This window comes from Massilia sp. TS11 (assembly GCF_022012445.1).
GTDB lineage: Bacteria > Pseudomonadota > Gammaproteobacteria > Burkholderiales > Burkholderiaceae_D > Telluria.
This window is the reverse complement of the sequence record NZ_JAKLTS010000001.1, coordinates 389,943-414,413: the sequence shown is the minus strand read 5'-3', so window position 1 is coordinate 414,413 and position 24,471 is coordinate 389,943. Positions and strand designations below refer to the sequence as shown.

Sequence of the window (24,471 nt, the reverse complement as noted above, 5' to 3'; positions counted from 1 at the left end):
GCTCTCCCTGTTACTAAGTAAATTTTCGACCCGACATTGTTGCCTAATAACAACTTCAGGTTTTCTCAAAACCAACGTATTTTACGCGCAACACTCACACTTTGCAGGGCGGCCTCGCGGCCGCGCCACGCCTAGGACAACTCGTTCAAATAATGGTGGTGCTCCGTCAAATACAGACCGCGGCGCAGCTCCACCGCCTTGTCGCCATAGGTGTAGCTGACCCGCTCGGCGCACAGCAGCGGCGTACCGGCCGCGATGCCCAGAAAGGCGGCGGCGGCCGCGTCGGCGCAGACGGCGCGCAGCTTTTCGGTCGCGCGGATCATGCGCGTGCCGAATTCGGACTCGAACAGGCCGTACATCGGGCCTTTGTACTCGTCGAGCCGCTCGGCCGTCAGCCCCTTGAACAACAGGCCCGGCAGCCACAGTTCTTCCACGATGATAGGCGCGCCGTCGAAGGACAGCACACGCTTGATGAACACCACCGCGTCGCCCGACTTCAATTCGAGCGAGCGGGCCACCTCGGCCGGCGCGCGCATGCGCTTGACTTCGACGATCTTGCTGTCAGGATGGTGCGGCACGCCCTCGTCCGGCACCAGGCGCAGGAAGCGGAAATGGGCGCGCGCCTCATTGTGGGTGGACACGAAGGTGCCCTTGCCCTGGCGGCGGCTGACCAGGTTCTCGGCCGCCAGTTCGTCGATGGCCTTGCGCACCGTGCCCTGGCTGACCTTGAAGCGCGCCGCCAGCTCGACTTCGGACGGAATCAGTTCGCCCGGCTTCCACTCGCCCGACTGCAGGCTTTGCGTGATCAACGCCTTGATCTGCTGGTACAGCGGACTGAAAGTCGGCGACGGCCCAGCAGCAGCGTTCGGGTTGTGGGAAGACTGGCTCATAGACCGCGATTTCACCACAAATGCCTGCCAGCGTCCAGTGATCTACCATCAATAATCATCTGTCTTATATAAGACATATGATATGAATTGACAGACTCTTTCCCGAAGACTACACTCGTTGGCGAATTTGTCTGCGCGCGGTTTTGGTATGATTGTCGTTTTCGAATGATCGCTCGCTCAGCGACCCCAGTTTCCCACCTCTATTTTGGAGATTCATCATGGCTAAATCCCCTATGCGCGTCGCGGTGACCGGCGCAGCCGGCCAAATCGGCTATTCCCTGCTGTTCCGCATCGCCAGCGGCGAAATGCTGGGCAAGGACCAGCCGGTCATCCTGCAACTGCTGGAAATCCCTGACGAAAAAGCCCAGAACGCCCTGAAAGGCGTGATGATGGAACTCGAAGACTGCGCCTTCCCGCTGCTGGCCGGCATGAGCGCCCACAGCGACCCGATGACCGCCTTCAAAGACGCCGACGTGGCCCTGCTGGTCGGCGCCCGTCCGCGCGGCCCGGGCATGGAGCGCAAAGACCTGCTCGAAGCCAACGCCCAGATCTTCACCGTGCAGGGCAAGGCCCTGGACGCCGTCGCCTCGCGCAATGTGAAAGTGCTGGTGGTCGGCAACCCGGCCAATACCAATGCCTACATCGCCATGAAATCGGCCCCGAGCCTGCCGGCCAAGAACTTCACCGCCATGCTGCGCCTGGACCACAATCGCGCGCTGTCGCAGATCGCCGCCAAGACCGGCAAGGCCGTCTCCTCGATCGAGAAACTGTGCGTCTGGGGCAACCACTCGCCGACCATGTACGCCGACTACCGCTTCGCCACCATCGATGGCGCCTCGGTCAAGGACATGATCAACGACGAAGCCTGGAACCGCGACACCTTCCTGCCGACCGTCGGCAAGCGCGGCGCCGCCATCATCGCCGCACGCGGCGTGTCCTCGGCCGCCTCGGCCGCGAATGCCGCCATCGACCACATCCGTGACTGGGTGCTGGGCACGAATGGCAAATGGACCACGATGGGCATCCCCTCGGACGGTTCGTATGGCATCCCGGAAGGCACGATGTTCGGGTTCCCGGTGACCTGCGAAAACGGCGAATACACGATCATCCAGGGTCTGGAGATCGACGCCTTCTCGCAAGAGTGCATCAACAAGACTCTCGCCGAGCTGAACGAAGAGAAGGACGGCGTCAAGCACCTGCTGGGCTAATTCCAGCCTGATCCACACCGCCCCACGCGGGGCGGTGTGTCAACCACTGTGACCATGCACCCTTCCGAGGTCTTATTCCAGGATCAACGCCAGCCGCTCTTGCTGCCGGCCTGCGACCACTATGCAGGTTCGGAAAAGCTGATGCGCAAGTCGATGGCCCTGCAACAAGAACTTGGCCCCGTTTTTGATATCACCTTCGATTGCGAGGACGGCGCCGCCGCCGGCCAGGAGACGGCCCACGCCGAGCTCGTGGCCAGCCTGCTGCGCGACCCCGGCAACCGCCACGGCCGCATCGGCGCGCGCGTCCATCATCTGGGCCATCCCCATTTCGAACGCGACCTGGCCCTGATCGCCCCGGCCCGCCCCGCATATATCGTGCTGCCCAAGGCCGGCAGTGTGGCCGATGTACAACGCGCGCTCGAGCTGCTCGGCCGCCACGCCGCCCTGCCCCTGCATGTGCTGATCGAGACCCACGGCGCCCTGCGCGACGTGTTCGCAATCGCCGCCCTGCCCCAGGTCGAATGCCTGTCGTTTGGCATCATGGACTTCGTCTCCAGCCATTACGGCGCCGTGCCGGCCAATGCGATGCGCTCGCCCGGCCAGTTCAGCCACCCGCTGGTGGTGCGCGCCAAGCTCGAGATCGCCGCCGCCTGCCACGCCTATGGCAAGGTGGCCTCGCACAATGTGACGACCGAGATCAAGGACTCGGCCATCGTCGCGAATGACGCCCACCGCGCCGCCGCCGAGTTCGGCTATACGCGCATGTGGAGCATCCACCCCGACCAGATCAAGCCGATCGTCAAGGCCTTCACGCCGCGCCTGTCCGAAGTCAACGAGGCGACGGCCATCCTCAGCGAAGCCCAGGCCGCCGCCTGGGGCCCGATCGCCCAGCACGGACGCTTGCACGACCGCGCCAGCTATCGTTACTATTGGACGGTGTTGCAGCGTGCCAAGCTCTCCGGCCTACCGCTGCCGGAAGCGGCCAACACCCTTATTCACCACGCCTGGGATTCCGCATGAAACCGATTCAACTCCTGGCCGCCGCCGCGGCCCTGCTGCTGGCCATCAGCCCCGCCTTTGCCGCCGGCAAAGTCAAACCCAAGGCCGCCGAGAAAAAAATCGAGAAGCCGGCCGATGAGCCCGAAGTGGCCGGCCAGCACAAGACCGAATACACCTGCGAGCTCGGCAACTTCGTGACGATCTTCCACAAGGAAGGCGAAGAGCAGCAGATCGCCCTGCGCTGGCAGAAGCGCCTGCATGCGATGCAGCGCGTGGCCACCACCACCGGCGCCATCCGTTTCGAGAATCCCGAGCAGGGCCTGGTCTGGATCGGCATCCCGGCCAAGGGCATCCTGCTCGACTCCAAGGCCGGCCGCCAGCTGGCCAATGAATGCAAGTCGCCCGAGCAGCAAAAGCGCGCCACGACCACGGCCCAGCTCGAAAACAACAACGGCTAAGCCGCACAGGAACAACAAAACACTCACTTGAAGGAGAGGTCATGCCCCACAACGCATTTAACACCCTGAAGGAATTCAAAGTCACGGACTCCAAGAAGGGCAAGTTCTACTCGCTGCCCGCCCTGGAGAAAAGCCTGGGCGTGAACATCTCGCGCCTGCCGGTCTCGATCCGCATCGTGCTCGAATCGGTGCTGCGCAATGTCGACGGCAAGAAGGTGACCGAGGAGCACGTCAAGCAGCTGGCCAATTGGGGCCCGACCGCTGCCCGCACCGAGGAGATCCCCTTCGTCGTGGCGCGCGTGGTGCTGCAGGACTTCACCGGCGTGCCTCTGCTGGCCGACCTGGCCGCGATGCGCAACGTGGCCGACAAGATGGGCAAGAACCCGAAGAAGATCGAGCCGCTGGTGCCGGTCGACCTGGTGGTCGACCACTCGGTGACGATCGACCACTTCCGTGAGCCCAAGGCCCTGGACCTGAACATGAAGCTGGAATTCTCGCGCAACAACGAGCGCTACCAGTTCATGAAGTGGGGCATGCAGGCATTTGACACCTTCGGCGTGGTGCCCCCGGGCTTCGGCATCGTGCACCAGGTCAACCTCGAATACCTGGCACGCGGCGTGCACAAGGGCGACAGCAAGGTCTACTACCCGGACACCCTGGTCGGCACCGACTCGCACACCACGATGATCAACGGCATCGGCGTGGTCGGCTGGGGCGTGGGCGGCATCGAAGCCGAAGCCGGCATGCTGGGCCAGCCGGTCTACTTCCTGACCCCGGACGTGATCGGCGTGAACCTGACCGGCGCCCTGCGCGAAGGCTGCACGGCAACCGACCTGGTGCTGACCATCACCGAAATGCTGCGTAAAGAAAAAGTGGTCGGCAAGTTCGTCGAGTTCTTCGGCGAAGGCACCGAGTCGCTGTCGCTGACCGACCGCGCCACCATTGCCAACATGGCCCCGGAATACGGCGCCACCATGGGCTTCTTCCCGGTCGACGACGCCACCATCGACTACTTCAAGGGCACCGGCCGCACCAAGGAAGAAATCGCCGCCTTTGAAAACTACTTCAAGGCCCAGAAGCTGTTCGGCATCCCGAAAGCCGGCGACATCGACTACACGCGCGTCGTCAGCCTCGACCTGGCCACCGTGACCCCGTCGCTGGCCGGTCCCAAGCGCCCGCAGGACCGTATCGAAATCGGCAAGGTCAAGTCGACCTTCACCGAGCTGTTCTCCAAGCCGACCAAGGAAAACGGCTTCAACAAGGACGCCGCCGACCTCGCCAAGGAATACACGACCACCAATGGCGTGAAGGTGAAGAACGGCGACGTGCTGATCGCCGCCATCACCTCCTGCACCAACACCTCGAACCCCTCGGTGCTGCTGGCCGCCGGCCTGCTGGCCAAGAAGGCCGTCGAAGCCGGTCTGCAGGTGGCCCCGCACATCAAGACTTCGCTGGCTCCGGGCTCGCGCGTCGTCACCGAATACCTGAAGGCCGCCGGCCTGCTCGACTACCTCGAGAAGCTCGGCTTCGGCGTGACCGCCTATGGCTGCACGACCTGTATCGGTAACGCCGGCGACCTGACCCCGGAACTGAACGCGGCCATCACCCAGAACGACATCGTGGCTGCCGCCGTGCTGTCGGGTAACCGCAACTTCGAAGCCCGGATCCACCCGAACATCCGCTCGAACTTCCTGGCCTCGCCGCCGCTGGTCGTCGCCTATGCGATCGCCGGCAACGTGACCAAGGACCTGATGAGCGAGCCGGTCGGCAAGGGCAAGGGCGGCAAGGACGTCTACCTGGGCGACATCTGGCCGACCTCGAAGGAAATCGGCAAGCTGATGAAGCACGCCATGAACTCGAAGCTGTTCAAGAACAACTACGCCGACGTCAAGGGCGCCCCGGGCAAACTGTGGGAAGCCGTGTCCTCGACCGCGGGCCAGGTCTACAACTGGCCGGACTCGACCTACATCGCCGAGCCGCCCTTCTTCCAGGACTTCGCGATGGAACCGAAGGCCGCCGCCACCGGCATCAGCGGCGCGCGCGCCCTGGGCGTGTTTGGCGACTCGATCACCACCGACCACATCTCCCCGGCCGGTTCGATCAAGGAAGACGGTCCGGCCGGCAAGTGGCTGAAGGACCACGGCGTGCTCAAGGCCGACTTCAACTCCTACGGCTCGCGCCGCGGTAACCACGAGATCATGATGCGCGGCACCTTCGCCAATGTGCGGATCAAGAACAAGATGATCCCGCCCAAGGCCGACGGTTCCGCCGTGGAAGGCGGCATCACCATCCACCAGCCGAGCGGCGAACAGCTGTCGATCTACGACGCCGCCATGAAGTACATCGCGGAAGGCACCCCGACCGTGATCTTCGGCGGCGAAGAGTACGGCACCGGCTCCTCGCGCGACTGGGCCGCCAAGGGCACCCAGCTGCTCGGCGTGAAGGCCGTGATCTGCCGTTCGTTCGAGCGTATCCACCGTTCCAACCTGGTCGGCATGGGCGTGCTGCCGCTGCAGTTCCTGGGCGATGACTCGGTCGAGTCGCTGGGCATCACCGGCAACGAAACCTATGACCTGAAGGGCCTGGAAGGCGACATCAAGCCGCAACAGAAGGCCACCCTGGTCATCCACCGCGCCGACGGCTCGAAGAAGGAAGTCCAGCTGCTGCTGCGTATCGACACCCCGATCGAAGTCGACTACTACAAGCACGGCGGCATCCTGCCCTTCGTGCTGCGTCAGCTGCTGGCTGCCTGATCCGCGCCACGCAGTCCCTGCAAACGCCGGCCACGCGCCGGCGTTTTTCATTCTGGGCCGGCTGTCGCGAAAACACCCAGGACGGCTCTCGGGACGATGCCGAATCATCTACAATACGGGCCATGGGGCTGTGCGCCCGTATTGATAAAGAAAGCAAGAAGAATCCATGCGTCGTCCTTCGAAAGAGTCGTCCCCGAAACTGCCGGCCGAGAGCCAGCGCCTGATCAGCATCGCCCAGGCCGTGGTCAGCGCGTCCAGCCGCATTGAGGAGCGGGCCTGGGAGCATAGCCTCGACACCCAGCTGCACAAGCTGCTCAAGGCCAACCACCAGGACACCATCGACAGCACCCTCAATGCCCTGTTCCGCGAGGACCTGAATGCCTACGACGTGCTGATGGAAGGCGTCGAAGCCGTCAGCGAATCGACCACCATCACGGTCGAGGACCAGGGCAGCGAGACGCGCTACCACGCGCTGCTGGTGGCCGCGCCGATCCTGGCCTGGACCCGTTTCAGCATCGCCCAGGGCGCGATTCCGGCCGACATGCTGGCCACCCTGCACGCCCATTTCGCCGCCCATCTGCTGGCCGGCGGCACCCGCCTGGCGATTGCGCCGGTGCTGTACGCCATCGACCAGCTGCCGCGCACCCATGCCGAGACCTTCGGCATCACCCAGAAACTGGCTGCCGCCGCCCTCAAGGGCAGCGCCTACAAGCCGGCGGCCAAGGCGGCCGACACCGCGCCCTTCCTGGCCGATACGCGCTATCTGCTGGCGGCCGTGGTGGCGCCGGTGAACGCCCCGCTGTTCCGCTGGCAGGAGCCCGAGCACGTGAATGCGATCGGCGTCACGCGCGCGGCCGCGCTCGAGCAATGGCGCGCCCAGGCCACGCCGAATCTGGCGCGCCTGCTGCCCGGCTGCGGCATCGAGCTGCTGCTGCCCGAGGCCTATTACGTGGCCTGCCGCGAGGCCGACAAGCAGATCCGTCCGGTGTCGGTGCGCGCCGCCGTGCACTATCTGACCAATACGCTCGGCATCGAAGCGGGCGAACTGCGCGCCGTGATCGCCGGCTTTGGCGAAGAGAACAACGACAACCTGGTCGACGAATACCGGATCGGCTTCACGCTGCGCCAGGAAAACGAGGTGGTGTATGGCATCGTCTGGCCCCTGTACGGCCAGGAGGACGAAGAAGGCACGCCGGCCGACGGCAGCCCGCCGCAGCCGAACGAAGAAGATCGGCGCAGCCCGGTGACCCAGATCGTCAGCCACCTGAACGAATGCGGCGTGCACCACATCAAGCGCCACAGCGAGCACTTCATCGCCGAGTACTGCGACGATTGCGGCGCGCCCCTGTTTGCCGATCCCGCCGGCGAGCTCGTGCACGCTGAAATGCCCGAGGACACCCCGACCGGCACCGAACATTTCCACTAAGTTGTAGGCGGCGGGCGCCCTGCCCGCCTGCCCGTGTTACGCCATGAGTACGACAGACAATCCCTGCCTGCGTTGTGGCGCCTGCTGCGCCACCTATCGCGTGTCGTTCTACTGGGCCGAGCCCGAAGCGGCCGGCCTGCCCGCCACGCTGACCGAACAACTGAATCCCCACCTGACTTGCATGGCCGGCACCAATGCACGCCAACCGCGCTGCCGCGCCTTGCAGGGCGAGGTCGGCCAGCAGGTCGCCTGCAGCGTGTACGCGCACCGGCCCACGCCCTGCCGCGCCGTCAGTCCCGGCAGCGACCAGTGCCAGCGGGCGCGCCGCCACCACGGCCTGCCCGCGCTCTGATCCGTGTAAAAATTTGCAACGGCAGGCGGCAAGTGTGCCGCGATTGACTAGAGTGACAGCATGCGCCTGCCCGTCTACAGCCTGATCTGCCTCGCCTGCCTGCTACCGCTGCAGCAAGCCCAGGCATGGCAAGCGACACCGGCCGATCCGCTGACGGCGCCCGCGCCACCGCCGAGCTTGCTGGACGAGCAAAACATCCGCGCCGCCGTGCGCGCAGCGGCGGCCGAGCAGAAAATCGCCAGCCCCGAGGCCGCCGAGGGCGCGACGCTGCGCAGCGACGCCTACGCCCGCTTCGCGCGCCGCTTCGACGAGGCCAAGGTGCCGAGCTGTCTGCACCCGGACGGCCTGAAGCGCCAACCGACCTTCATTTTCGGCGGCCTGCTGGCCCTGCCCTTCCTCCCGATCGCCGCCCTGCGCGGCAAATGTAACTAGCCAGAAAAATGGGGTCTGACCCCGATTTATCTGCGGGGAAAAATGGGGTCAGACCCCATTTTTCTAGTCGGGAATGGCGGCGATGACGCGCTGTAGGAATTCGGCCTGGGCCTTGTCGGCATGCCAGCGCCAGACGATCACCAGATCGTGCTCGGGCGAGATGAGGATGCTGTTGTTGCCGGCGCCGAGGGCGGCGTAGGCCGTGGCCGGCGCGCCGCCGAGATTCTGGCCGCGTGTGTTCAGCCACCACAGGAAGCCGTAGTCGGGGCCGTGTGCGCTCGGACGCAGCGCCTGCTGCACGTAGTCGGGCGGCAGGATCTGGCGCTCGCCCCAGCGCCCGCCGCGCAGCCACAGGTAGCCGAAGCGCGCCATGTCCCAGCTGTGGATCCACATCCCGCCGCCCCAGCGCGTGCCGCCGCTGACGGAGGCCATGCGCTGGCCGTCTTCGATCACATAGCTGTTGTGGTAAGGCACCCACTTCCAGCGGTCCGAGGCGCCGATCGGCTCCATCACGCGGGTGCGGAATACCTCGGGCACGGGCTGGTGGAATACGCGCAGCAGCGACAGCGCGAAGCGGTTGATGCGCACGTCGTTGTATTCGTAGTAGCTGCCCGGGGCCTGCTGCGCGCGCGGCTTGCGCTCGCCGGCGCCGAAGGCTTCGTGTCCGATGAAGTCGGCGTTCTTGCCCCACAGGCTGCCTTCCCATTCGGACTCCTGCTGCAGATGCTGGCGCCAGGTCACGCGCGCATTCTGGGCGCTGGCATAGCCGCCGTCGCTGACGCGCTTGGCCACTGGCTCGTCGAGCACGATGCGGCCCTCGGCCACGGCCACCCCGGCCACGGTCGAGAGCATGCTCTTGGCCACTGAATAAGTCGGGTCGACCGCCTCGGTATCGCCAAACTCGGCCACCACATAGCCCTTGTAGATGATCAGGCCATTGGTGTCGGCACGGCGCGTCGGCAGCGAGCCGAGCATGCTGCCGAAGGTCTGCTCCTGGTCGGAGAAGTCCTTGGCGCGCGTGCTCGGATGGCTCTGGGCGAAGCGCACGGCCTCGTCCAGCCGGCGCGCGTCCATGCCGAGTTCGGCCGGGTTCTTGCGCGCCCATTGGCCGGCGGGCGGGTAATAGGTCTGGGCCGCGGCCGGCAGGGCCAGTGCGAGCAATGCGCCAAGGAGATGGCGCCGGGTCAGCTGTGCCATGTGCTATACGGATGATGGATCAGGCTGGCATTGGCGTAGCGGGCCTCGCCCGTGACTTCCGTGCCGACCCAATCGGGTTTGTCAAAGGCTTCGTCTTCAGAAGCCAGCTCGATTTCGGCCACCACCAGACCCGCGTTGGCGCCAAAAAATTCGTCGACCTCCCACACGTGCCGCCCTTGCGCGATGCGCGTGCGGGTCTTGTCGATCAGCGGCTGCTCGCAGATCGCCAGCAGTTCCTCGGCCTCGGCCACGGGAATCGGATACTCCCATTCGCCGCGCGTGGCGCCATGGCTGGCGCCCTTGATGGTCAGGCGCGCCTGGTCGCCTTCGATGCGCACGCGCACCACCCGGCCCTTGTGCGAACTCAGATAGCCCTGCACCATGCGCACCGGCTGGCCGAGCTGGCGCCAGGCCGCGCCGCGCACGAGGAATTTGCGTTCGATCTCGACGCCCATGCTCAGTCGAGCGAGAGCAGAATCGGCTGCAGCATGGCGGCGCCGAGCGCGGCGCTGCGGGCGCCGTTCCAGCCCACGTGCGCGTCGGGCAGGTTGGCATTGTCCTTGAACGGCATTTCCAGGGTCAGCGACAGGCACTTGAAGGTGTGGCCGATGTACTTCGATGCCAGGGTCAACAGCTCTTCGTTGTACTTGCTGGGCGCGTAGCCGTAGACGTTCTGGAAGTCGGGGCTGGCCTCCATGTAGTATTGGACGAACTGGTTCTGGCGCGCCATGCGCTCGGGCGTGAAGTCGGCCAGCATCTCGTTCCCCGCCACAAAGTTGTAGGGCAGGTTCTCGTCGCCGTGGATGTCGAAGAACATGTCGACGCCGGTGGCGTGGATCATCTCTTTCACGCACAGCACTTCGGGGCTGCGCGTTGCGCTCGGGTTCATCCATTCGCGGTTCAGATTGGCGCCCGCCGCATTGGTGCGCAGATTGCCGCGCACCGAGCCATCCGGGTTCATATTCGGCACCACGTAGAACACGCAGCGCTGCAGCAGCTTGCGCGCGACCGGGTTGGCGTCGTCGAGCAGCGCGTACAGCATGCCTTCGACGAACCATTCGGCCATCGATTCGCCCGGGTGCTGGCGTGCGATGACCCAGATTTTCTTCTCAGCGGCGGGGTCGCCGACGATCACCACGTTCATGTCGCGGCCGTCGACCGTGCTGCCGATGTCGCGCACTTCCACCAGCGGGCTGTGCGCCACTTCGCCCAGCATGCGCAGGTGGCGCTCCCACGAATAGGGCTCGAAATAGGCGTAGTAGACGCTGTCGAATTCGGGCGTGTGGCTGATGGTCATGACCTGGCCGTCGAAGCTGGTCGGCACGCGGAACCAGTGCTCGCCATCGTAGCTGGCGCAGGCCTGGTAGTCCTTGAAGCCGTCGGCATAGGTGGCCTGGCCGCAGTTCATGAAGCGCAGATTGCAGGCCTGGCCGCGCGCGCCCTGCAGGCGGAAATGGAACCACTGGCGGATGTCGGCGTGCGAGTCATTGCGCAGATTCAGCGCGATCTGGCTGGGATCATCGGCTTGCAGTACCTCGATGGCACCGGAATCGAACATCGTGCTGATTTTGATGGGCATGGTAATCCTCGGCAATGGGGTGCGAAACCCGCATGATACCCGAGCCCCGCTCAGGGATGGGCGACGAGGTGGTCGATCAGCGCCCGCACCTTGAGCGGCAGATGCGGCCCCGGCATGTAGACGGCATACACATGGCCCGTATAAGGCTCGCCGAGCGACCAGTCCGATAGCAGCTGGCGCAGGGCGCGCGCCTTGAGCGCGGCGCTGGCGGCAAAGCGCGGCACCAGGGCGATGCCGGCGCCGGCCTGGGCGGCCGCGCTCAGGGCCGCGCTCTGGTTGATGGCCAGGCGCGAGCGCACCTGCACGCGCACCGTCTCGGCGCCGCGCTCGAACTGCCAGTCGGTACCGAAGGCGCCGTAGCCAAGATGGGCGACAGCGTGCGCGGCCAGCTCGGACGGGTGGCGCGGCGTGCCATGCGCGGCCAGATAGGCGGGCGAGGCCACCAGAATGTATTCGACCGGGAACAGCGGGCGCGCCGCCAGACCGGGCGGCAGCTGCTTGGCGATGCGGATGGCCAGGTCGATGCCGTCTTCGATCAGGTCGACATGGCGGTCGCTCAGGCTCAGGCGCAGCTCGACCTCGGGACAGGCGGCCAGAAAGCCCGGCACGCGCGGCGCCAGCCACTGCTGGCCCAGCACCACCGGGGCCGACACGCGCAGCGTGCCGCTCGGCCGCGCCGCGTAGGCGCCGGCCATCTCGTTGACCTCGCGCGCGGCGGCCACCATGCGCTGGCAGCTCGCGTGCACCTGGGCGCCGATCTCGGTGACGGCCATGGCGCGCGTGGTGCGCGTCAGGAGGCGCGCCCCGACCTGCTGCTCGAGCCGGCGCACATGGCGGCTGACGGCCGAGGTCGTCATGCCGAGCGCGCGCGCGGCCGGCGAAAAGCCGCCACTGTCGACCACCTGCACGAAGACGGCCATTTCCCGCAGCAGTTCGAGCTTCATTGTTGCTCCTAGGTTCACAATCCTTTGACAGGATAGTGGATTGTGGCGCAGGGGTAAACAACGAATACTGCCCCCATTGTTCAACCGATGGGAGGAATCATGTGGAATGGATCAACGCGCCTGAGCCTGGCGATGGCGATTGCCGGCACGATCGGCATCTTTGTGCTGGCCAGCGGCCAGCCGGCCCCGACCGTGGTGTTCTACCGCTGCCTGTTTGGCGCGGCGGCTCTGTGGACCTGGCTGCTGTGGGATGGCAACTGGCAGCCGATGAAGGAAGGTGCTTTGCTGTGGCTCGTGCTCGGCGCCCTGAGCCTGGTCGGCAACTGGGTCTGCCTGTTCCTGGCGTTTAAGTACAGCAGCATTTCGGTGGCGACCATCGTCTACCACACCCAGCCCTTCATCCTGCTGCTGCTCGTGGCCGTGCAGACGCGCGCCCTGCCCGACAAGCGTAAGCTGGCCTGGCTGGGCCTGGCCTTTGCCGGTGTGGTGATGGTCAGCCTGCGCGATGGCGAAGGGGCCAGTGCGCAAGGCGTACTGCTGGCCCTGGCAGCCGCCCTGCTGTATGCCCTGAGCACCCAGGCCACGCGCAAACTGTCCGCTTACGCCCCGGCGCAGATCGCCGGGATGCAGATGCTGATCGGCGCCCTGGCCCTGAGCCCGTTTTCGCATCTGGTGGTGGTGGCCGACCCGTTCACGTCCTGGACCAGCCTGATGCTGCTGGGCCTGGTGCACACGGGCCTGATGTACCACCTGATGTACAGTTCCTACCAGAGCCTGCGCCCGGAGGCGATTGCGACCCTGGCCTTTATCTACCCGGCGGTCGCCGTACTGGTCGACCGCCTGGTGCTGGGCACCCAGCTGGCCGGCCTGCAGTTGGCCGGGCTGGGCCTGATTGTGCTGGCGGTGGTGGCCAACCAGCGCCTGCGCTGAGGCTTACTCCTTGCCGCCCTGCTTGCTTTGACGGCCGGAACCGCCCGAGCGCGCTGACGTTTCGCCGCTCTGGCGGTTGCCGCCATGGCTCATGCTGCCGGCGCGGCGCGCTTCTTCGGAGGTGAACTCGTGGGCAGTGCCGGCCTGATGAGCCGCCTTGCCGCCCTCGCTGGCGATTTCGCGCTGACGCTCCGGGTCCATCGAGGCGAAACCGCGGTTGCTGGTGCCGCTCTGTTTGCTGCGGGCGGATTTGTCTTCCTGCTTGCTGTCCTGGCTGCTGCGGCCGCCTTTGCTGGTGCTTGCATTCATGATTGACTCCTTGGGAATGTCCGACGTGTCGCGGGCAAATCCATGGTAGGAGCCGAGCCGTGTGCTCTGAATAGGACTAGGGCAGTTGAGCGTGTAGGACGCCTGCTCAACTGCCCGTGGGCGATCAGGCCGCCGTATAGGCCGTCTTCACCGTGGTGAAGAACTCGGCGGCGTAACTGCCCTGCTCGCGCGCGCCATAGCTGGAGCCCTTGGTGCCGCCGAAGGGCACGTGGTAATCGACGCCGGCGGTCGGCAGATTGACCATCACCATGCCGGCGCGCGCATGGCGCTTGAAGTGGGTCGCGTATTTCAGCGAGGTCGTGCAGATGCCGGCGGTGAGGCCGAACTCGGTGTCGTTGGCCAGGGCCAGCGCGTGCTCGTAGTCGCGCGCCGCGATCACCGAGGCGACCGGGCCGAAGATCTCTTCGCGTGCGTGGCGCATGCCGGGCTCGCAGTCGGCGAACAGCGCCGGGCTGAGGAAATAGCCTTCGGTGTCGCGCTGCAGGCGCTCGCCGCCGCAGACCAGGCGTGCCCCTTCGGCACGCGCGATCTCGATGTAGGACAGGTCCTGTTCGAGCTGGCTGCTGTCGACCACCGGGCCGATGTCGGTGCCGCTCTGAAGGGCGTGGCCGACCTTGAGCGCGGCCAGGCGCGCCGCCACGGCCTCGACGAAGCGGCCGTAGATGGCTTCTTCGACGATCAGGCGCGAGGACGCCGTGCAGCGCTGGCCGGTGCTGTAGAAGGCGCCCTGGACGGCGGCGTTCACGGCCACCTCGAGGTCGGCGTCCTTGAGCACCACGAGCGGGTTCTTGCCACCCATTTCAAGCTGCACCTTGGCGCGCCGCATGGCGGCACCGGCCAGCACGCGCGCGCCGGTGGCGGTCGAGCCGGTGAAGGAAATCGCGTTCACGCGCGGGTCCTTGACCAGGGCTTCGCCGACCACGCGGCCCGGGCCCATGGCCAGGTTGAAGACGCCGGCCGGCAGGCCGGAGCGCGCGATGATCTCGGCCAGGGCCCAGGCGCAGCCGGGCACCAGTTCGGCCGGTTTGAGGATCACGCTATTGCCATAGGCCAGAGCCGGCGCGACCTTCCAGGCCGGGATGGCGATCGGGAAGTTCCACGGCGCGATGATGCCGACCACGCCGACCGGCTCGCGCGTGACATCGACCTCGATGCCGGGACGGACCGAGGCCAGCTTGTCGCCGCGGATGCGCAGCGCTTCCTGGGCGAAGAATTTGAAGATGGCGCCGGCGCGCGCCGCTTCGCCGATACCTTCGGCCAGGGTCTTGCCCTCTTCACGCGACAGCAGCGTGCCCAGCTCCTGCTTGCGGGCCAGGATCTCGCTGCCGATCATGTCGAGCGCGTCGGCGCGCTGCTGCACGTTCGACAGGCCATAGCTGCGCGCGGCCGCATCGGCGGCGACGATGGCCAGCTCGACCTGCTCCGGACCGGCACTGGCGTAGGTGTCGACGGTGTCCGACAGGTCGGACGGGTTGCGGGTGCTGGTGCTGGCGGCGCCATCGATCCAGGCGCCGTTAATGAAAAGCTGTTTCATGAATCGCGATCCTCGCTGGCCGCCAGCGCGAGCGTGGCGGCTTGGGTTGGGAAAACCGGCTGGCGCAGTCCTGGAGCCTCCCAGCCGAAAAGGTGTTGGCACGCGGCGCCGCAGATGCGGCCCTGGCACGGACCCATGCCGGCCCGCGTCTGCAGCTTGGCGCTGCGCCAGTCGCGATGGGGGGCGAGTTCGGCGGCCGTCACATCCTCGCAGCGGCAGACGATGGTGGACGGACGGCAGACCTCGCGCATCAGCGGCGGCGGCGGAAAGCTGCGCGCCAGCAGTGTAGCAAATGCCAGCGCCCGGGTGCGAGCGCGCAGCAGCGCCGCCGGCAGCGCCTGCCCGCGCGCGGCCAGACCGGCGATGGCGCCTTCGGCCAGGGCCTTGTCGACACCGCCGATGCCAGTGGCTTCGCCGGCCACCCAGATCGCCGGCTCGCTGCTGCGCTGGGCCGCATCGACCTGCACCCGGCCCGCCGCCGTCTCCAGGCCAAACAGGCCGGCCAGTTCGAGGTTGGGCACGAGGCCGAAGCCGCAGGCCAGATAATCGCAGTCGATCACGCGGCCATTACTGAGGGTGACGCCGAGCAGGCGCTCCTGCCCCACCGCGCCGGTGACCACGGCGCCGTGCTGCATCGGCACGGCGGCCAGCGCGCGCAGCAGGCCAGCGGCCTGCCACAGCTTGGCCGGATGGCGGCGCGCAAGCTGGCCGAGAAAACCCAGCAACGCGCGGCGCGGCTGGTGTTCGACGAGGGCCGCCACGCTGGCGCCGGCCTGCTGAATCGTGTGGGCCGCCGCCAGCAGCAGCGGGCCAGTGCCGGCCACCACCACGCGTTTGCCGGCCAGCGGCGCGCCGCTCTTGATCAGGGCCTGCAGGCCGCCCGCCCCGGTCACGCCGGGCAGGGTCCAGCCGGGGAAAGGCAATAGCAGCTCACGCGCGCCACTGCACAGTATCAGCTGATCCCAGTCCTGGCGCAGCGGGCCAAGCGGCCCTTCCAGCAGCAGGCTGCGCGCACCGGCCATGGCAGCCACGCGCGTGCCATGCAGCCAGCGCACCTGCGCACGCGTCGACAGCGCGCGCCACAGGGCGCGTGCGCGCCGGTCCTGCCAGCTGGCCGGGCCGCCGCGCCAGATCTGGCCGCCAGCCTCCAGGTTTTCATCGACGATGGTCACGGGCGCGCCATCGCGCGAAGCCGCTTCGGCCGCGGCCAGCCCGGCCGGGCCGGCGCCGATGATCAGCAGCGTCATGCCCCGCCCTCCCCGGCCAGCGGGCCGCCGGTGTCGATGCGCATGCCGGGCGCCACCAGGGTCTGGCAGGCCAGACGCTGGGCCACCCCGTCGATGCTCACGCGGCACTCCTGGCACACGCCCATGCCGCAGACGGCAAAGCGCGGCTGGCCGCGCACGCTGGTGCGCGTGCGCAGGTGATCGGCGGCCATCAGGGCGGCGGCGACGCTGATGCCGCGCCGCGCCGGCAGCGGCCGGCCGTCGACGACGATCGTCAGGGTCTCATCCATGCGCTTCTCCTTGCAGCAGACGGGCCGGATCAAACGGCGCGCTGGCGATGGCCGGGCGGCGGCCGAGGATCAGGTCGGCCAGCAGGCTGGCCGTACCCAGGGCCGTGGTCACGCCCAGGCCTTCGTGGCCGACGGCCAGCCAGACGCCGGAGCGGCGCGGGTGCGCGCCGATCAGCGGCAGCCCGTCGGGCGCGGCCGGACGCATGCCGGCCCAGGCGCGCAGCACGCGCATCCCGGCCAGGCAGGGCAGCAGGCCGATGGCCGTGGCCAGCACCTTGCCCAGCACGGCCGGATCGAGCCGGGTATCGGTCTGCCCGTCCTGGCGGCAGGAGCCGACCAGCCATTGGCCGGTCGGCCGCGGCTGCACATTCGCGGCCACGGCCAGCGCGTCCGAGCCGGGTTCGGTCTGGCCGTAATTCATGCTGACGATCTGGTGCGACAAGCTGCCCGGGTAGCGGTCGGTGATGGCCAGGTGGCCCTTGCGCGCAAACACCGGCACCTCCGGCAGCAGCGCGCCGACGGTGGCGCCGGCGGCCACCACGATATGCTCGGCGCGCAACCGGCGCCCGCTTTCGAGCTCCACCTCGCCGGGGCCGATGCGCACCACGCGCGCACCGAGCACCAGCGCGTCGGCGCCGAGCAGGCGGTAGGCGATGTGGTGCGCCACGGCGGGCGGGTAGACGACGCTATCGCCGGGCACGCGCAGGCCGCCGGCCAGGCCGGGCCGCAGCTGCGGTTCGAGCGCAGCCACCTGGGCCCCGCTCAGTAATTCGGCGGGATAGCCGCGCGCGCCCAGCCGGGCCGCGCGCAGGCGCGCTTCTTCCATCTGCGCCTCGGATTCGGCCACCCACAAGGTGCCGCAATGCCAGGGCTCGCCGACGCCCGGATGCTCGGCGAAGAAGTCGCGCCACAGTGCCAGCGAGTGCAGGCACAGATCCAGTTCGGGGGCGTGATCGTCCAGGGCCACCAGATGGCCCATGCCGGCCGCCGTGGTGCCGCTGCCGGGGGCCATGGCATCGACCACGCACACCGACAGGCCGGCGCGGCGCAGGGCCAGCGCGCAGGCGGTGCCGACCATGCCGGCACCGACCACCAGGACATCGCAGCCCATACCGCCTTAGAAGGCCGGCAGCTCGGGGCGGCTGGCGAGGGCCTTGCGCACGACCGATTCGACGTGGGCGCGCTGCGCGCCGCTCAGCGGCAGGCGTGGGGCGCGCACGCGCTCGTTCGAGCCGATCACCATCGCTTCGACCAACTTGATGTTCTGGACCAGATAGCGCGACACGTCGAGGTCGAGCAGCGGGCGGAACCAGCGGTAGATGGCCAGGGCTTCGGCATGGCGGCCCTGCTGGATCAGCTGGTAGATGGCCACGGTCTCGCGCGGGAAGGCCAGCACCAGGCCGGCGACCCAGCCGACCGCGCCCATGCACAGGGCCTCGTAGGCGAGGTTGTCGACGCCGGTCAGCACCTGGTAGCGGTCGCCCAGCAGGTTGATGGTTTCTGTGGTGCGGCGGATATCGTCGGACGACTCCTTGATCGCCACGAAGCGCTTGTCGTCGGCCAGTTCGAGCAGCAGCTCGGGCGTGACGTCGACGCGGTAGGCCACGCGGTTCGAATAGATCATCACCGGCAGATCGGCCGCGGCGGCGATGGCGCGCAGATTGGCCACTGTCTCCTGCTCGTTGGTGTGGTAGATCAGGCTGGGCACGACCATCAGGCCATCGGCGCCGGCGCGCGCAGCCTGTTCGGCCAGCTGGCAGGCCTCGCGCTGGCCCGATTCGGCGATCGTCAGCAGGGCCGGCTTGCCGCCGCTGACGGCCTTGGTGGCGCGCAGCACATCGAGGCGTTCGGCATGCGACAGCATCGGGCCTTCGCCCAGCGAGCCGCAGGCGATCAGGCCATCACAGCCGGCATCCATCAGCAGTTTGAAGCAGCGCTCCATTTCAGCGAAATCGAGCGCGCCGTCCTCGGTGAATTTGGTCGAGACGGCAGGCAGCACACCTTTCCACATATGCGGTTCCTCAGAGATGAACAGAAGCCTGAAGCTTACGCCCGCAGGGCGCGGGCGTCTTGCATCCGGCGCCAAAACCGGATGACGAAATCTGCATAATCGCTAGCGCTTGTACTGGTCGTACTTGCGCGCGTCGCCGCGCACCAGATCGGCCGGGTATTTGGCGCGGTTGAGCACCATCTTCTCGTCCACGGCGCTGGGCAGGTCGACGCCCAGGCGGTCCGCCAGGCGCACCAGATACAGCAACACATCGGCCATTTCGTGGCGCACGGCCTGCAGCTTGTCGGGCCCGAGTTCGTCAGGCTCGCCCTGGCGCAGCCACTGGAAGATCTCGAGCAGCTCGGCCGCTTCCACGGCCAGCGCGCTGGCCAGATTCTTCGGCGTGTGGAACTGGTCCCAATCGCGCTCGGCGACAAACTGGCGCATCGCGTCGCGGATGCGGTCGAATTCATTGTCCATCAGCGGTAAGCGCGTTCGCGCACCCATTTGGTGGCGATCCATTTTTCACCGGCGAGGACGGGATTACCGCCGTGGTAGGTGAGCGAATCGACCATGCCTTGGTTGAAGTAGTGGAAGTAGACGGCGCTGCCGCGCTTGGGCACCACCGCCAGGTTCGCACGCGGGAAGATGGTTTCGCCGCCGGCCTCGACCTCGTTGAGGTAGATGACCAGGGTCGCCGTGCGCTGGCCGCCATGGGCCAGGTGGGTCTGGCTGCCGGGCAGCTCGGGCGCGAAGTAGTCGTAGTGCGGCTTGTACTCGGCGCCCGGCGGGTAATTCAGAATCTGCAGGCCCTCGCCGTTTTCGACCGGGACCTGCATCAGCGTGGCGATGCGCTTGTCGAGCATGGCCACGAAGGGGTTCTCGTTCACGTAAAAGAAGCAGCCCTGGCTGGTGCGGTCCTTGTGCGGCTGGGCCACGCCGGTCTGCTCGTCCACCGTGGTGGAGCGGCTGAGTTTACTGCGCGAGGCGGCGATCAGCTGATCGCATTCCTCGGGCGTGAGCACATTGTCGAACACCAGCACCTGCGGCTTCTCGAGCTTCATCACGACCTGGATGCGGTGGCCGTCGATGTCGACGCTGTTGCCGATACCCTGCAGGCCGGCGCCCGCGTGCATATAGTCGCGCTCGACCGGTGTGACCTGGCCCTGGCCCTGCTTGCGCGCGCCGAATTCCACCAGACGTGCATACACAGCCTGGCTCGACGCGGCCTGATCGAAGCGGTGCGCCAGCATGGTTTCGATCAGCGTCGTCGGCGCCACGCCGCGTTCAATATTTTCGTCGATCCAGAGGATCCATTCGTGGGGAATCGCAGCCATAGTTCTCATTTCAGCATGGACCATCAGGATACCGATTCCCCACAGGACGGACAAGCGTCAGCGGTCGTAGCGCAGCTCGAACCTGGCGCTGCGCTGCGGGTAGGGATGGAAGTTCCAGTACTGGTAGTTGTTCAGATTATCGACGCCGGCCGCGATGCTCCAGCCGTCCTGCAGACGCAGACGCGCGCGCAGGTCGGTCGTGAAATAGGCGCTCGCGCCCTGGTAGGCATAGCCGTTCGGATCGCTGTTATCGAGGGTCGAATACTGACGGCCGCTGTAGCGCATGCCGTAGGCGAGCGACCAGCGCGTGGACGGATGCCAGGTCAGCAAAGCCGTGGCGCGCCACTCGGGAATACGCGGCTGCCATTTGCCCACGCTGGCCGGAAAGCGCCGATTGGCGCGGATGCGCGAATCGGTCCAGGTGGCGCTGGCGTCCAGATCCAGCCCGGCCATCAGCCAGTGGCGCAGGTTCAGCGCCGTCTCCAGCCCGTGCGTCGCGATGCGGTCGACGTTCTGCACATTCGTCACGTTCGGCGTGACCAGCACATTCGTCTGCGCGTACAGGGCGTCGCTGGTGCGTTCGAAAAAGGCGGTCAGGCGCCACAGGCCGCCGTTGGCGGTGCCGCGTTCGGCACTCAGCTCCGTGGTCCACGAACGTTCGGGCTGCAGCGCGGGGTCGTTGTTGATCAGGGTGCCGGCCGCGTTGACGCCGCCCTGATACAGCTCGGACACCGTGGGCACGCGGACCGCACGCCCGGTCGAGGCTTTGAGCTGCCAGTCCTCGCTGGCGCGCCAGCCAATGGCCGCCTTGGGCGATGCGTAGTGGGCGCTGCGTTCGGGGTGGGCCACGCTGGTGCTGGCATTCGCGGTCACGCCGTCCCAGGCGCGCCAGTGTTCCAGGCGCAGGCCCAGCACGGCGCGCCAGTCGGGCGCAAACTGCCAGGCATCCTGGGCGAACAGGCCGCTCAGGGCGGTGTGGCCGGCGAAGGCCTGATTGCGCGCGCCGCCCGCGCCCGTCGTCCAGCTGCTGGTGGCACGCTCGGTCGAAGCCAGGTGGTACAGGTCCTGGGCCACACCGGCCTCGATCACATGGCCGGTCAGCACCCGCCAGATGCCCTTGGCGGACAGACTGCGCCAGCCGGTGCCGTGCAGATCCACCAGGCGCCCTGCCCCGCTGCCGCTGGTCGGCGCGCGCAGCTCGTCGCGGTCGTAGCCGAAGCTGCTGGCGGCCAGTTCGTAGTCGAAGGCGGCGCGCGTGTTCGACTTCAGCGACAGGCCGTGCATGCTGTGGCGCAGGGCCTCGCGCGTGGGCGCAAAGTCGCTCGCGGACAGCGTGTAGCTGCGCCCGCCGATATTGACCACGCCCGTGCTCACCGTGCGCCCGGCCGCATCGCGCAGATAGCTCTGGGCCTGGCCGTCGGACTGGTTTTGCCACAGGCCGAACAGGTAGTACAGACGCACACCCGGGGCGAGCTGCCAGGCCAGCTTCAGTTTGGCGTGGTCCTGCACACTGTGGTACTGGGTGCTGGCGCCCAGCAGCAGCCACGGACGTTCGCTGCGGTCGCGGTCGGCCACGGCGCCGCTGACGGGCGTGCCGGCGCTGCCAGGAACGCCCGCGGCGATCAGGCGCGTGGCAAAGCTCAGTGGCTGGCCTTCGCTGTCCTGGCGGTTCAGGTCCAGATACCAGGACCAGGCGCCGACGCGGTCCCCGACCGCGATGCTGGCCTGGCGGCCGTGCAGCGTGCTGTCGCTCCGGTACAGGCGGAAGGGCTGCACCGTGCCGGCCAGGGCCACATGGGTTTCGAAGCGCTGCGGCATGCGGGTCTGGAAGTCGACCACGGCGCCCACCGCATTGCCCGGATAGGCCGCCGAGAATGGTCCGTACAGCACATCGGCGCGCTCGATTTCTTCCGGCGTGACCATGGCCCAGCGCGGCGCGAAGCTGGCGCCGTTGCCAAGAAAATTGGACAGCAAAATGCCGTCGGCGTAGACCATCGAGCGCGCGCTATTGCCGGTGCCGGAGGCGCGCGTCGACAGCACGGCGTGGTTGTAATCGCCCGCATAGCGCTTGCGCACCAATAGGCTGGGCAGATATTTGAGGGCGTCTTCGCTGTCGCTGGCGTTGATGCCCTCCTCGATCTGGCGCGCGCTCACGCCTTCGAGCGTGGTCGGGATTTCACTCGGAAGCGAAGTCGGGCGGCCGCCCGAGATCAGCACCACCGGGGTGGCGGAAAAAGGTTCAGCGGCCCAGGCAAAGGGGCCGCAGGCTGCGCACAAGGCAGCCGCAATCAGTGTCGGTTTCATGGTAATCGCTTGAATCGTGCAGGGGCACGCGCGCAGGCGGCAGGCCGGCGCGCGCGAAACGGGCAGGAATCAGGCGAGGACGGGCGGCGCGCGCGACTGCGGCGTGGCCCAGGCAAACAGGGGCTGCGGGGAGTGGAGGAACAGCTGCGGCACTTCGTGACGCGCCAGCGGCAGCGGCAGCGCGCCCAGCAGCGTCGGAGCCAGGCCCAGCGACCCGTCGTGGGTGGCGCAGTAGGCGCAGTGCTCGAGGTGGCCGGCGCCGGCCATGTCCTTCTTAACGCTGTCGGCCGAGCACAGCTCGACCAGCGGCGCCGTGGCCGGATTGGCGGCCAGCAGATGCGACACCGACGGCATCAGCGCGGCGAGCAGCACCGCCACGCAGGCAAGCCAGGCAGCGAATCGGACAGGGAAGGCACGGGACAGCATGCCGACATTTTAGCGACAAATGCAGGCCCTGCCCAGTTTATGATGGCGCCTTTACCCTGCCCCGCCATCATGCACAATCCCGATCCGATCGCCGTCGTCCAGCGCCAGCTCGACGCCTACAATGCCCGCGACCTGGAAGCCTGGCTCGCCACCTATGCGCCCGACGCCGAGCAGTTCATGCTGCACGGTGAACGTCTGGCCCAGGGCCACGCCGCGATGCGCGAACGCATGCGCGAGCGCTTCACCGAACCCGATCTGCACGCCCAGCTGCTGACGCGCAGCGTGCTCGGTCCGATCGTGGTGGACCTGGAACGGGTGACGCGCAACTTCCCGCAGGGCCTGGGCAGCATCGAGATGCTGTGCGTGTACGAAGTGCGCGATGGCCTGATCCGCAAGGCCTCGTTCGCGTTTGGCCAGCCGCTGCTGCAGCGCGCCTAGTCGGTCACGGCCAGCAGTTCCAGGCGCAGGCCCGCAAAGCCCTCGGGCACGTACAGGCTCAGGGCCTGGGCGCGCAGCATGGCCGCATACATCGGCCCTTTGTTCACGAGCGCGAAGTAGTAGGTGTTGGGCCGCACCGGCACGGCGCCCGGCAGCTGCGGCGTGTACAGCAGCTCGACCCCGCCCAGGGCCGACACGATGATGCGCTCGACGTCGTCCGGCGCGCCGAGCTTGAAGCGCAGCGGCACGGCCGCCACCAGTTCCAGCGCGGGCATGTCCGCATTCACGGCGATGAACAGGGCCGTGCGCTCGTCGATGCGGGCGGCGTCGAGCTGGGCGCGGTAGTGGGTGGACTTGTGCGCGTCGCGCACCAGCGCCAGCGGGAAGCATTTGCTCGAGATGATGGTGTCGGTCAGCTCGCGCACGATGCGGTCGAGCGCCGTGAACGCCGGCCCGGGATCGGCATGGTCGTAATGCGGCAGCTCGTGCAGCGCGTACTGGCGCGACAGGGCCATCAGCGCACCGGCCAGTTCCAGCAGCGTGTCGAACAATCGCGCCGGATGGACCTGGCGCTGGCGCGCCATGTGCAGCAGAGGCGCGCAGGCGCGGCTCAGGGTCTGCAGCAGCCAGAAGGCGGCGGCCTCGTTGTGGTGCGGCTCCAGCACGCCGCTGGCGCCCTGGCGCTGGCGCGCGTGCAGCTGGTCGATGCGAGCGCACAGCTTGGCCAGCAGGCTGTCGAGCATGGCGCCGAGTGTGGGCGTGGCGCGCACATGCAGGCTGGGAGCCACGAATTCGGGGTCGAACTCAAAGCCGCCCGCCGCCAGGCGGCGCAGGCGTGCGACCGGAAAACCGCTCATGCCGCTGCGCGCGCGCGTGTCGGGCAGCAGCTGCAGGCGCTGGCACAAAAAGCTGACCGGCGCCGCCATGGCCACACCGTGCAGGTCCTCGACCTCGTGCAGCACGCTGGCGTAGCGGGCCTCGGCCGCGTCGACATTGGCGCCCTGCGGCTTGAGCTGGGGCAGGCACAGATAGATGAGCAGATGCGCGGCGCCGGGCGCCAGGCCCGCCAGATTGAGCGGCTCGGGCAGCAGATCGCGCCCCGGCGCCTCGACCTGTTCGCCATCGGGGAAGACGGCGGCCACGGCCTCGCAGATCAGGAGATTGTCGGCCAGCGCGGCGCGCTGCCAGAGCAGCTCGCGCAGGCCCCAGGCATGCGGCGTGATCAGCTGCAGCGCCGTCTGCAGGCGCTGCTCATGGTAGACATCCTGGTACTGAAAATGCTGCGGGCCCAGGCTCAGGCCCTCGCTCCAATGCAGTTTGCCGTGCACACGCATCATCGCTCCCGGGGTGGATCACCGCGCTAGCATGAAGATGTTGGCTGGCAATACATTGAGCATGCTCAAACGCCCCGCGGGGCGCGAGCTGGAG

General features: G+C 67.3%; 25 protein-coding genes. 9 read left to right on the top strand and 16 right to left on the bottom strand.

The genetic code is table 11. The annotated features are described in order from the left end of the window. Positions 1–131 precede the first annotated feature (131 nt). On the bottom strand, positions 132–890 hold the full coding sequence (locus tag LZ005_RS01875) for a GntR family transcriptional regulator (protein WP_237804102.1): 759 nt from the start codon (positions 888–890) through the stop codon (positions 132–134). Between the two features lie 218 nt (positions 891–1,108). Here LZ005_RS01875 and LZ005_RS01870 point away from each other — a divergent pair, with 218 nt between their 5' ends. From LZ005_RS01870 to LZ005_RS01840, 7 genes are all read left to right on the top strand, one after another. After that, positions 1,109–2,098 (top strand): malate dehydrogenase, encoded by a 990-nt coding sequence (locus LZ005_RS01870; RefSeq protein WP_237804100.1) that lies wholly within the window; start codon positions 1,109–1,111, stop codon positions 2,096–2,098. Positions 2,099–2,152: 54 nt separating this feature from the next. Continuing rightward, on the top strand, positions 2,153–3,118 hold the full coding sequence (locus tag LZ005_RS01865) for a CoA ester lyase (protein WP_237804098.1): 966 nt from the start codon (positions 2,153–2,155) through the stop codon (positions 3,116–3,118). Next, the gene (locus LZ005_RS01860; protein WP_237804096.1) at positions 3,115–3,555 is read left to right on the top strand and encodes a hypothetical protein; all 441 of its coding nucleotides are present in this window, start codon (positions 3,115–3,117) and stop codon (positions 3,553–3,555) included. Before LZ005_RS01865 ends, LZ005_RS01860 begins: the two co-directional genes overlap by 4 nt. 41 nt (positions 3,556–3,596) lie before the next feature. Continuing rightward, positions 3,597–6,308, top strand: a complete 2,712-nt coding sequence (gene acnA, locus LZ005_RS01855) for an aconitate hydratase AcnA (RefSeq protein ID WP_237804094.1) — start codon at positions 3,597–3,599, stop codon at positions 6,306–6,308. A gap of 166 nt (positions 6,309–6,474) precedes the next feature. Beyond that, complete coding sequence (locus LZ005_RS01850) at positions 6,475–7,734, top strand: DUF2863 family protein (RefSeq protein ID WP_237804092.1); 1,260 nt, start codon at positions 6,475–6,477, stop codon at positions 7,732–7,734. Positions 7,735–7,777: 43 nt separating this feature from the next. Beyond that, a complete protein-coding gene (locus LZ005_RS01845) occupies positions 7,778–8,086 on the top strand; it encodes a YkgJ family cysteine cluster protein (RefSeq protein ID WP_237804090.1) in 309 nt (102 codons plus the stop codon). Positions 8,087–8,146: 60 nt separating this feature from the next. Then, on the top strand, positions 8,147–8,518 hold the full coding sequence (locus LZ005_RS01840) for a hypothetical protein (RefSeq protein WP_237804088.1): 372 nt from the start codon (positions 8,147–8,149) through the stop codon (positions 8,516–8,518). Between the two features lie 63 nt (positions 8,519–8,581). Here LZ005_RS01840 and LZ005_RS01835 read toward each other — a convergent pair whose 3' ends face one another. Genes LZ005_RS01835 through LZ005_RS01820 form a run of 4 tightly spaced genes read right to left on the bottom strand, consistent with a single transcriptional unit; the run spans position 8,582 to position 12,238 of the window. Continuing rightward, complete coding sequence (locus LZ005_RS01835; protein ID WP_237804086.1) at positions 8,582–9,715, bottom strand: serine hydrolase; 1,134 nt, start codon at positions 9,713–9,715, stop codon at positions 8,582–8,584. Further along, the gene (locus tag LZ005_RS01830; protein ID WP_237804084.1) at positions 9,703–10,170 is read right to left on the bottom strand and encodes a CYTH domain-containing protein; all 468 of its coding nucleotides are present in this window, start codon (positions 10,168–10,170) and stop codon (positions 9,703–9,705) included. Before LZ005_RS01830 ends, LZ005_RS01835 begins: the two co-directional genes overlap by 13 nt. A gap of 2 nt (positions 10,171–10,172) precedes the next feature. Beyond that, positions 10,173–11,294: a M14-type cytosolic carboxypeptidase gene (locus LZ005_RS01825; protein WP_237804082.1), complete on the bottom strand. Its 1,122-nt coding sequence runs from the start codon at positions 11,292–11,294 to the stop codon at positions 10,173–10,175. A 50-nt stretch (positions 11,295–11,344) separates the two neighbouring features. Next, positions 11,345–12,238 (bottom strand): LysR family transcriptional regulator, encoded by an 894-nt coding sequence (locus LZ005_RS01820; protein WP_237804080.1) that lies wholly within the window; start codon positions 12,236–12,238, stop codon positions 11,345–11,347. A 99-nt stretch (positions 12,239–12,337) separates the two neighbouring features. Between LZ005_RS01820 and LZ005_RS01815 the strand changes: the two genes are divergently transcribed. After that, positions 12,338–13,168 (top strand): DMT family transporter, encoded by an 831-nt coding sequence (locus LZ005_RS01815; protein ID WP_237804078.1) that lies wholly within the window; start codon positions 12,338–12,340, stop codon positions 13,166–13,168. A gap of 3 nt (positions 13,169–13,171) precedes the next feature. Here LZ005_RS01815 and LZ005_RS01810 read toward each other — a convergent pair whose 3' ends face one another. From LZ005_RS01810 to LZ005_RS01765, 10 genes are all read right to left on the bottom strand, one after another. After that, positions 13,172–13,477, bottom strand: coding sequence for a KGG domain-containing protein (locus LZ005_RS01810; RefSeq protein WP_237804076.1), 306 nt, complete (start codon positions 13,475–13,477; stop codon positions 13,172–13,174). Between the two features lie 124 nt (positions 13,478–13,601). Beyond that, a complete protein-coding gene (locus tag LZ005_RS01805; protein WP_237804074.1) occupies positions 13,602–15,032 on the bottom strand; it encodes an aldehyde dehydrogenase family protein in 1,431 nt (476 codons plus the stop codon). Further along, on the bottom strand, positions 15,029–16,279 hold the full coding sequence (locus tag LZ005_RS01800; RefSeq protein WP_237804072.1) for an FAD/NAD(P)-binding oxidoreductase: 1,251 nt from the start codon (positions 16,277–16,279) through the stop codon (positions 15,029–15,031). The genes LZ005_RS01805 and LZ005_RS01800 overlap by 4 nt, the downstream gene beginning before the upstream one ends. After that, positions 16,276–16,548, bottom strand: coding sequence for a (2Fe-2S)-binding protein (locus LZ005_RS01795; protein ID WP_237804070.1), 273 nt, complete (start codon positions 16,546–16,548; stop codon positions 16,276–16,278). Before LZ005_RS01795 ends, LZ005_RS01800 begins: the two co-directional genes overlap by 4 nt. Continuing rightward, a complete protein-coding gene (locus LZ005_RS01790) occupies positions 16,541–17,659 on the bottom strand; it encodes an FAD-binding oxidoreductase (protein WP_237804067.1) in 1,119 nt (372 codons plus the stop codon). The genes LZ005_RS01795 and LZ005_RS01790 overlap by 8 nt, the downstream gene beginning before the upstream one ends. 6 nt (positions 17,660–17,665) lie before the next feature. Next, the gene (locus LZ005_RS01785) at positions 17,666–18,559 is read right to left on the bottom strand and encodes a dihydrodipicolinate synthase family protein (RefSeq protein ID WP_237804065.1); all 894 of its coding nucleotides are present in this window, start codon (positions 18,557–18,559) and stop codon (positions 17,666–17,668) included. A 102-nt stretch (positions 18,560–18,661) separates the two neighbouring features. Continuing rightward, on the bottom strand, positions 18,662–19,018 hold the full coding sequence (locus LZ005_RS01780; protein ID WP_237804063.1) for a nucleotide pyrophosphohydrolase: 357 nt from the start codon (positions 19,016–19,018) through the stop codon (positions 18,662–18,664). Beyond that, a complete protein-coding gene (locus tag LZ005_RS01775) occupies positions 19,018–19,875 on the bottom strand; it encodes a 2OG-Fe(II) oxygenase (RefSeq protein WP_237804061.1) in 858 nt (285 codons plus the stop codon). The genes LZ005_RS01780 and LZ005_RS01775 overlap by 1 nt, the downstream gene beginning before the upstream one ends. Positions 19,876–19,932: 57 nt before the next feature. After that, on the bottom strand, positions 19,933–22,179 hold the full coding sequence (locus tag LZ005_RS01770; protein ID WP_237804059.1) for a TonB-dependent receptor: 2,247 nt from the start codon (positions 22,177–22,179) through the stop codon (positions 19,933–19,935). Positions 22,180–22,248: 69 nt separating this feature from the next. Then, positions 22,249–22,605: a DUF2946 domain-containing protein gene (locus tag LZ005_RS01765; protein WP_237804057.1), complete on the bottom strand. Its 357-nt coding sequence runs from the start codon at positions 22,603–22,605 to the stop codon at positions 22,249–22,251. Between the two features lie 69 nt (positions 22,606–22,674). Between LZ005_RS01765 and LZ005_RS01760 the strand changes: the two genes are divergently transcribed. After that, positions 22,675–23,043: a nuclear transport factor 2 family protein gene (locus LZ005_RS01760; protein WP_237804055.1), complete on the top strand. Its 369-nt coding sequence runs from the start codon at positions 22,675–22,677 to the stop codon at positions 23,041–23,043. Here the strand turns inward: LZ005_RS01760 and tssK are convergent. Continuing rightward, the gene (gene tssK, locus LZ005_RS01755; RefSeq protein WP_237804053.1) at positions 23,040–24,380 is read right to left on the bottom strand and encodes a type VI secretion system baseplate subunit TssK; all 1,341 of its coding nucleotides are present in this window, start codon (positions 24,378–24,380) and stop codon (positions 23,040–23,042) included. The two genes, LZ005_RS01760 and tssK, sit on opposite strands and share 4 nt — an antisense overlap. Between the last annotated feature and the right edge of the window lie 91 nt (positions 24,381–24,471).

Excerpts from the sequence above, each read along its gene's own strand:
- LZ005_RS01875 (WP_237804102.1), bottom strand. The coding sequence starts at position 890 with ATGAGCCAGTCTTCCCACAACCCGAACGCTGCTGCTGGGCCGTCGCCG.
- LZ005_RS01870 (WP_237804100.1), top strand. The coding sequence starts at position 1,109 with ATGGCTAAATCCCCTATGCGCGTCGCGGTGACCGGCGCAGCCGGCCAA.
- LZ005_RS01865 (WP_237804098.1), top strand. The coding sequence starts at position 2,153 with ATGCACCCTTCCGAGGTCTTATTCCAGGATCAACGCCAGCCGCTCTTG.
- LZ005_RS01860 (WP_237804096.1), top strand. The coding sequence starts at position 3,115 with ATGAAACCGATTCAACTCCTGGCCGCCGCCGCGGCCCTGCTGCTGGCC.
- acnA (WP_237804094.1), top strand. The coding sequence starts at position 3,597 with ATGCCCCACAACGCATTTAACACCCTGAAGGAATTCAAAGTCACGGAC.
- LZ005_RS01850 (WP_237804092.1), top strand. The coding sequence starts at position 6,475 with ATGCGTCGTCCTTCGAAAGAGTCGTCCCCGAAACTGCCGGCCGAGAGC.
- LZ005_RS01845 (WP_237804090.1), top strand. The coding sequence starts at position 7,778 with ATGAGTACGACAGACAATCCCTGCCTGCGTTGTGGCGCCTGCTGCGCC.
- LZ005_RS01840 (WP_237804088.1), top strand. The coding sequence starts at position 8,147 with ATGCGCCTGCCCGTCTACAGCCTGATCTGCCTCGCCTGCCTGCTACCG.
- LZ005_RS01835 (WP_237804086.1), bottom strand. The coding sequence starts at position 9,715 with ATGGCACAGCTGACCCGGCGCCATCTCCTTGGCGCATTGCTCGCACTG.
- LZ005_RS01830 (WP_237804084.1), bottom strand. The coding sequence starts at position 10,170 with ATGGGCGTCGAGATCGAACGCAAATTCCTCGTGCGCGGCGCGGCCTGG.
- LZ005_RS01825 (WP_237804082.1), bottom strand. The coding sequence starts at position 11,294 with ATGCCCATCAAAATCAGCACGATGTTCGATTCCGGTGCCATCGAGGTA.
- LZ005_RS01820 (WP_237804080.1), bottom strand. The coding sequence starts at position 12,238 with ATGAAGCTCGAACTGCTGCGGGAAATGGCCGTCTTCGTGCAGGTGGTC.
- LZ005_RS01815 (WP_237804078.1), top strand. The coding sequence starts at position 12,338 with ATGTGGAATGGATCAACGCGCCTGAGCCTGGCGATGGCGATTGCCGGC.
- LZ005_RS01810 (WP_237804076.1), bottom strand. The coding sequence starts at position 13,477 with ATGAATGCAAGCACCAGCAAAGGCGGCCGCAGCAGCCAGGACAGCAAG.
- LZ005_RS01805 (WP_237804074.1), bottom strand. The coding sequence starts at position 15,032 with ATGAAACAGCTTTTCATTAACGGCGCCTGGATCGATGGCGCCGCCAGC.
- LZ005_RS01800 (WP_237804072.1), bottom strand. The coding sequence starts at position 16,279 with ATGACGCTGCTGATCATCGGCGCCGGCCCGGCCGGGCTGGCCGCGGCC.
- LZ005_RS01795 (WP_237804070.1), bottom strand. The coding sequence starts at position 16,548 with ATGGATGAGACCCTGACGATCGTCGTCGACGGCCGGCCGCTGCCGGCG.
- LZ005_RS01790 (WP_237804067.1), bottom strand. The coding sequence starts at position 17,659 with ATGGGCTGCGATGTCCTGGTGGTCGGTGCCGGCATGGTCGGCACCGCC.
- LZ005_RS01785 (WP_237804065.1), bottom strand. The coding sequence starts at position 18,559 with ATGTGGAAAGGTGTGCTGCCTGCCGTCTCGACCAAATTCACCGAGGAC.
- LZ005_RS01780 (WP_237804063.1), bottom strand. The coding sequence starts at position 19,018 with ATGGACAATGAATTCGACCGCATCCGCGACGCGATGCGCCAGTTTGTC.
- LZ005_RS01775 (WP_237804061.1), bottom strand. The coding sequence starts at position 19,875 with ATGGCTGCGATTCCCCACGAATGGATCCTCTGGATCGACGAAAATATT.
- LZ005_RS01770 (WP_237804059.1), bottom strand. The coding sequence starts at position 22,179 with ATGAAACCGACACTGATTGCGGCTGCCTTGTGCGCAGCCTGCGGCCCC.
- LZ005_RS01765 (WP_237804057.1), bottom strand. The coding sequence starts at position 22,605 with ATGCTGTCCCGTGCCTTCCCTGTCCGATTCGCTGCCTGGCTTGCCTGC.
- LZ005_RS01760 (WP_237804055.1), top strand. The coding sequence starts at position 22,675 with ATGCACAATCCCGATCCGATCGCCGTCGTCCAGCGCCAGCTCGACGCC.
- tssK (WP_237804053.1), bottom strand. The coding sequence starts at position 24,380 with ATGATGCGTGTGCACGGCAAACTGCATTGGAGCGAGGGCCTGAGCCTG.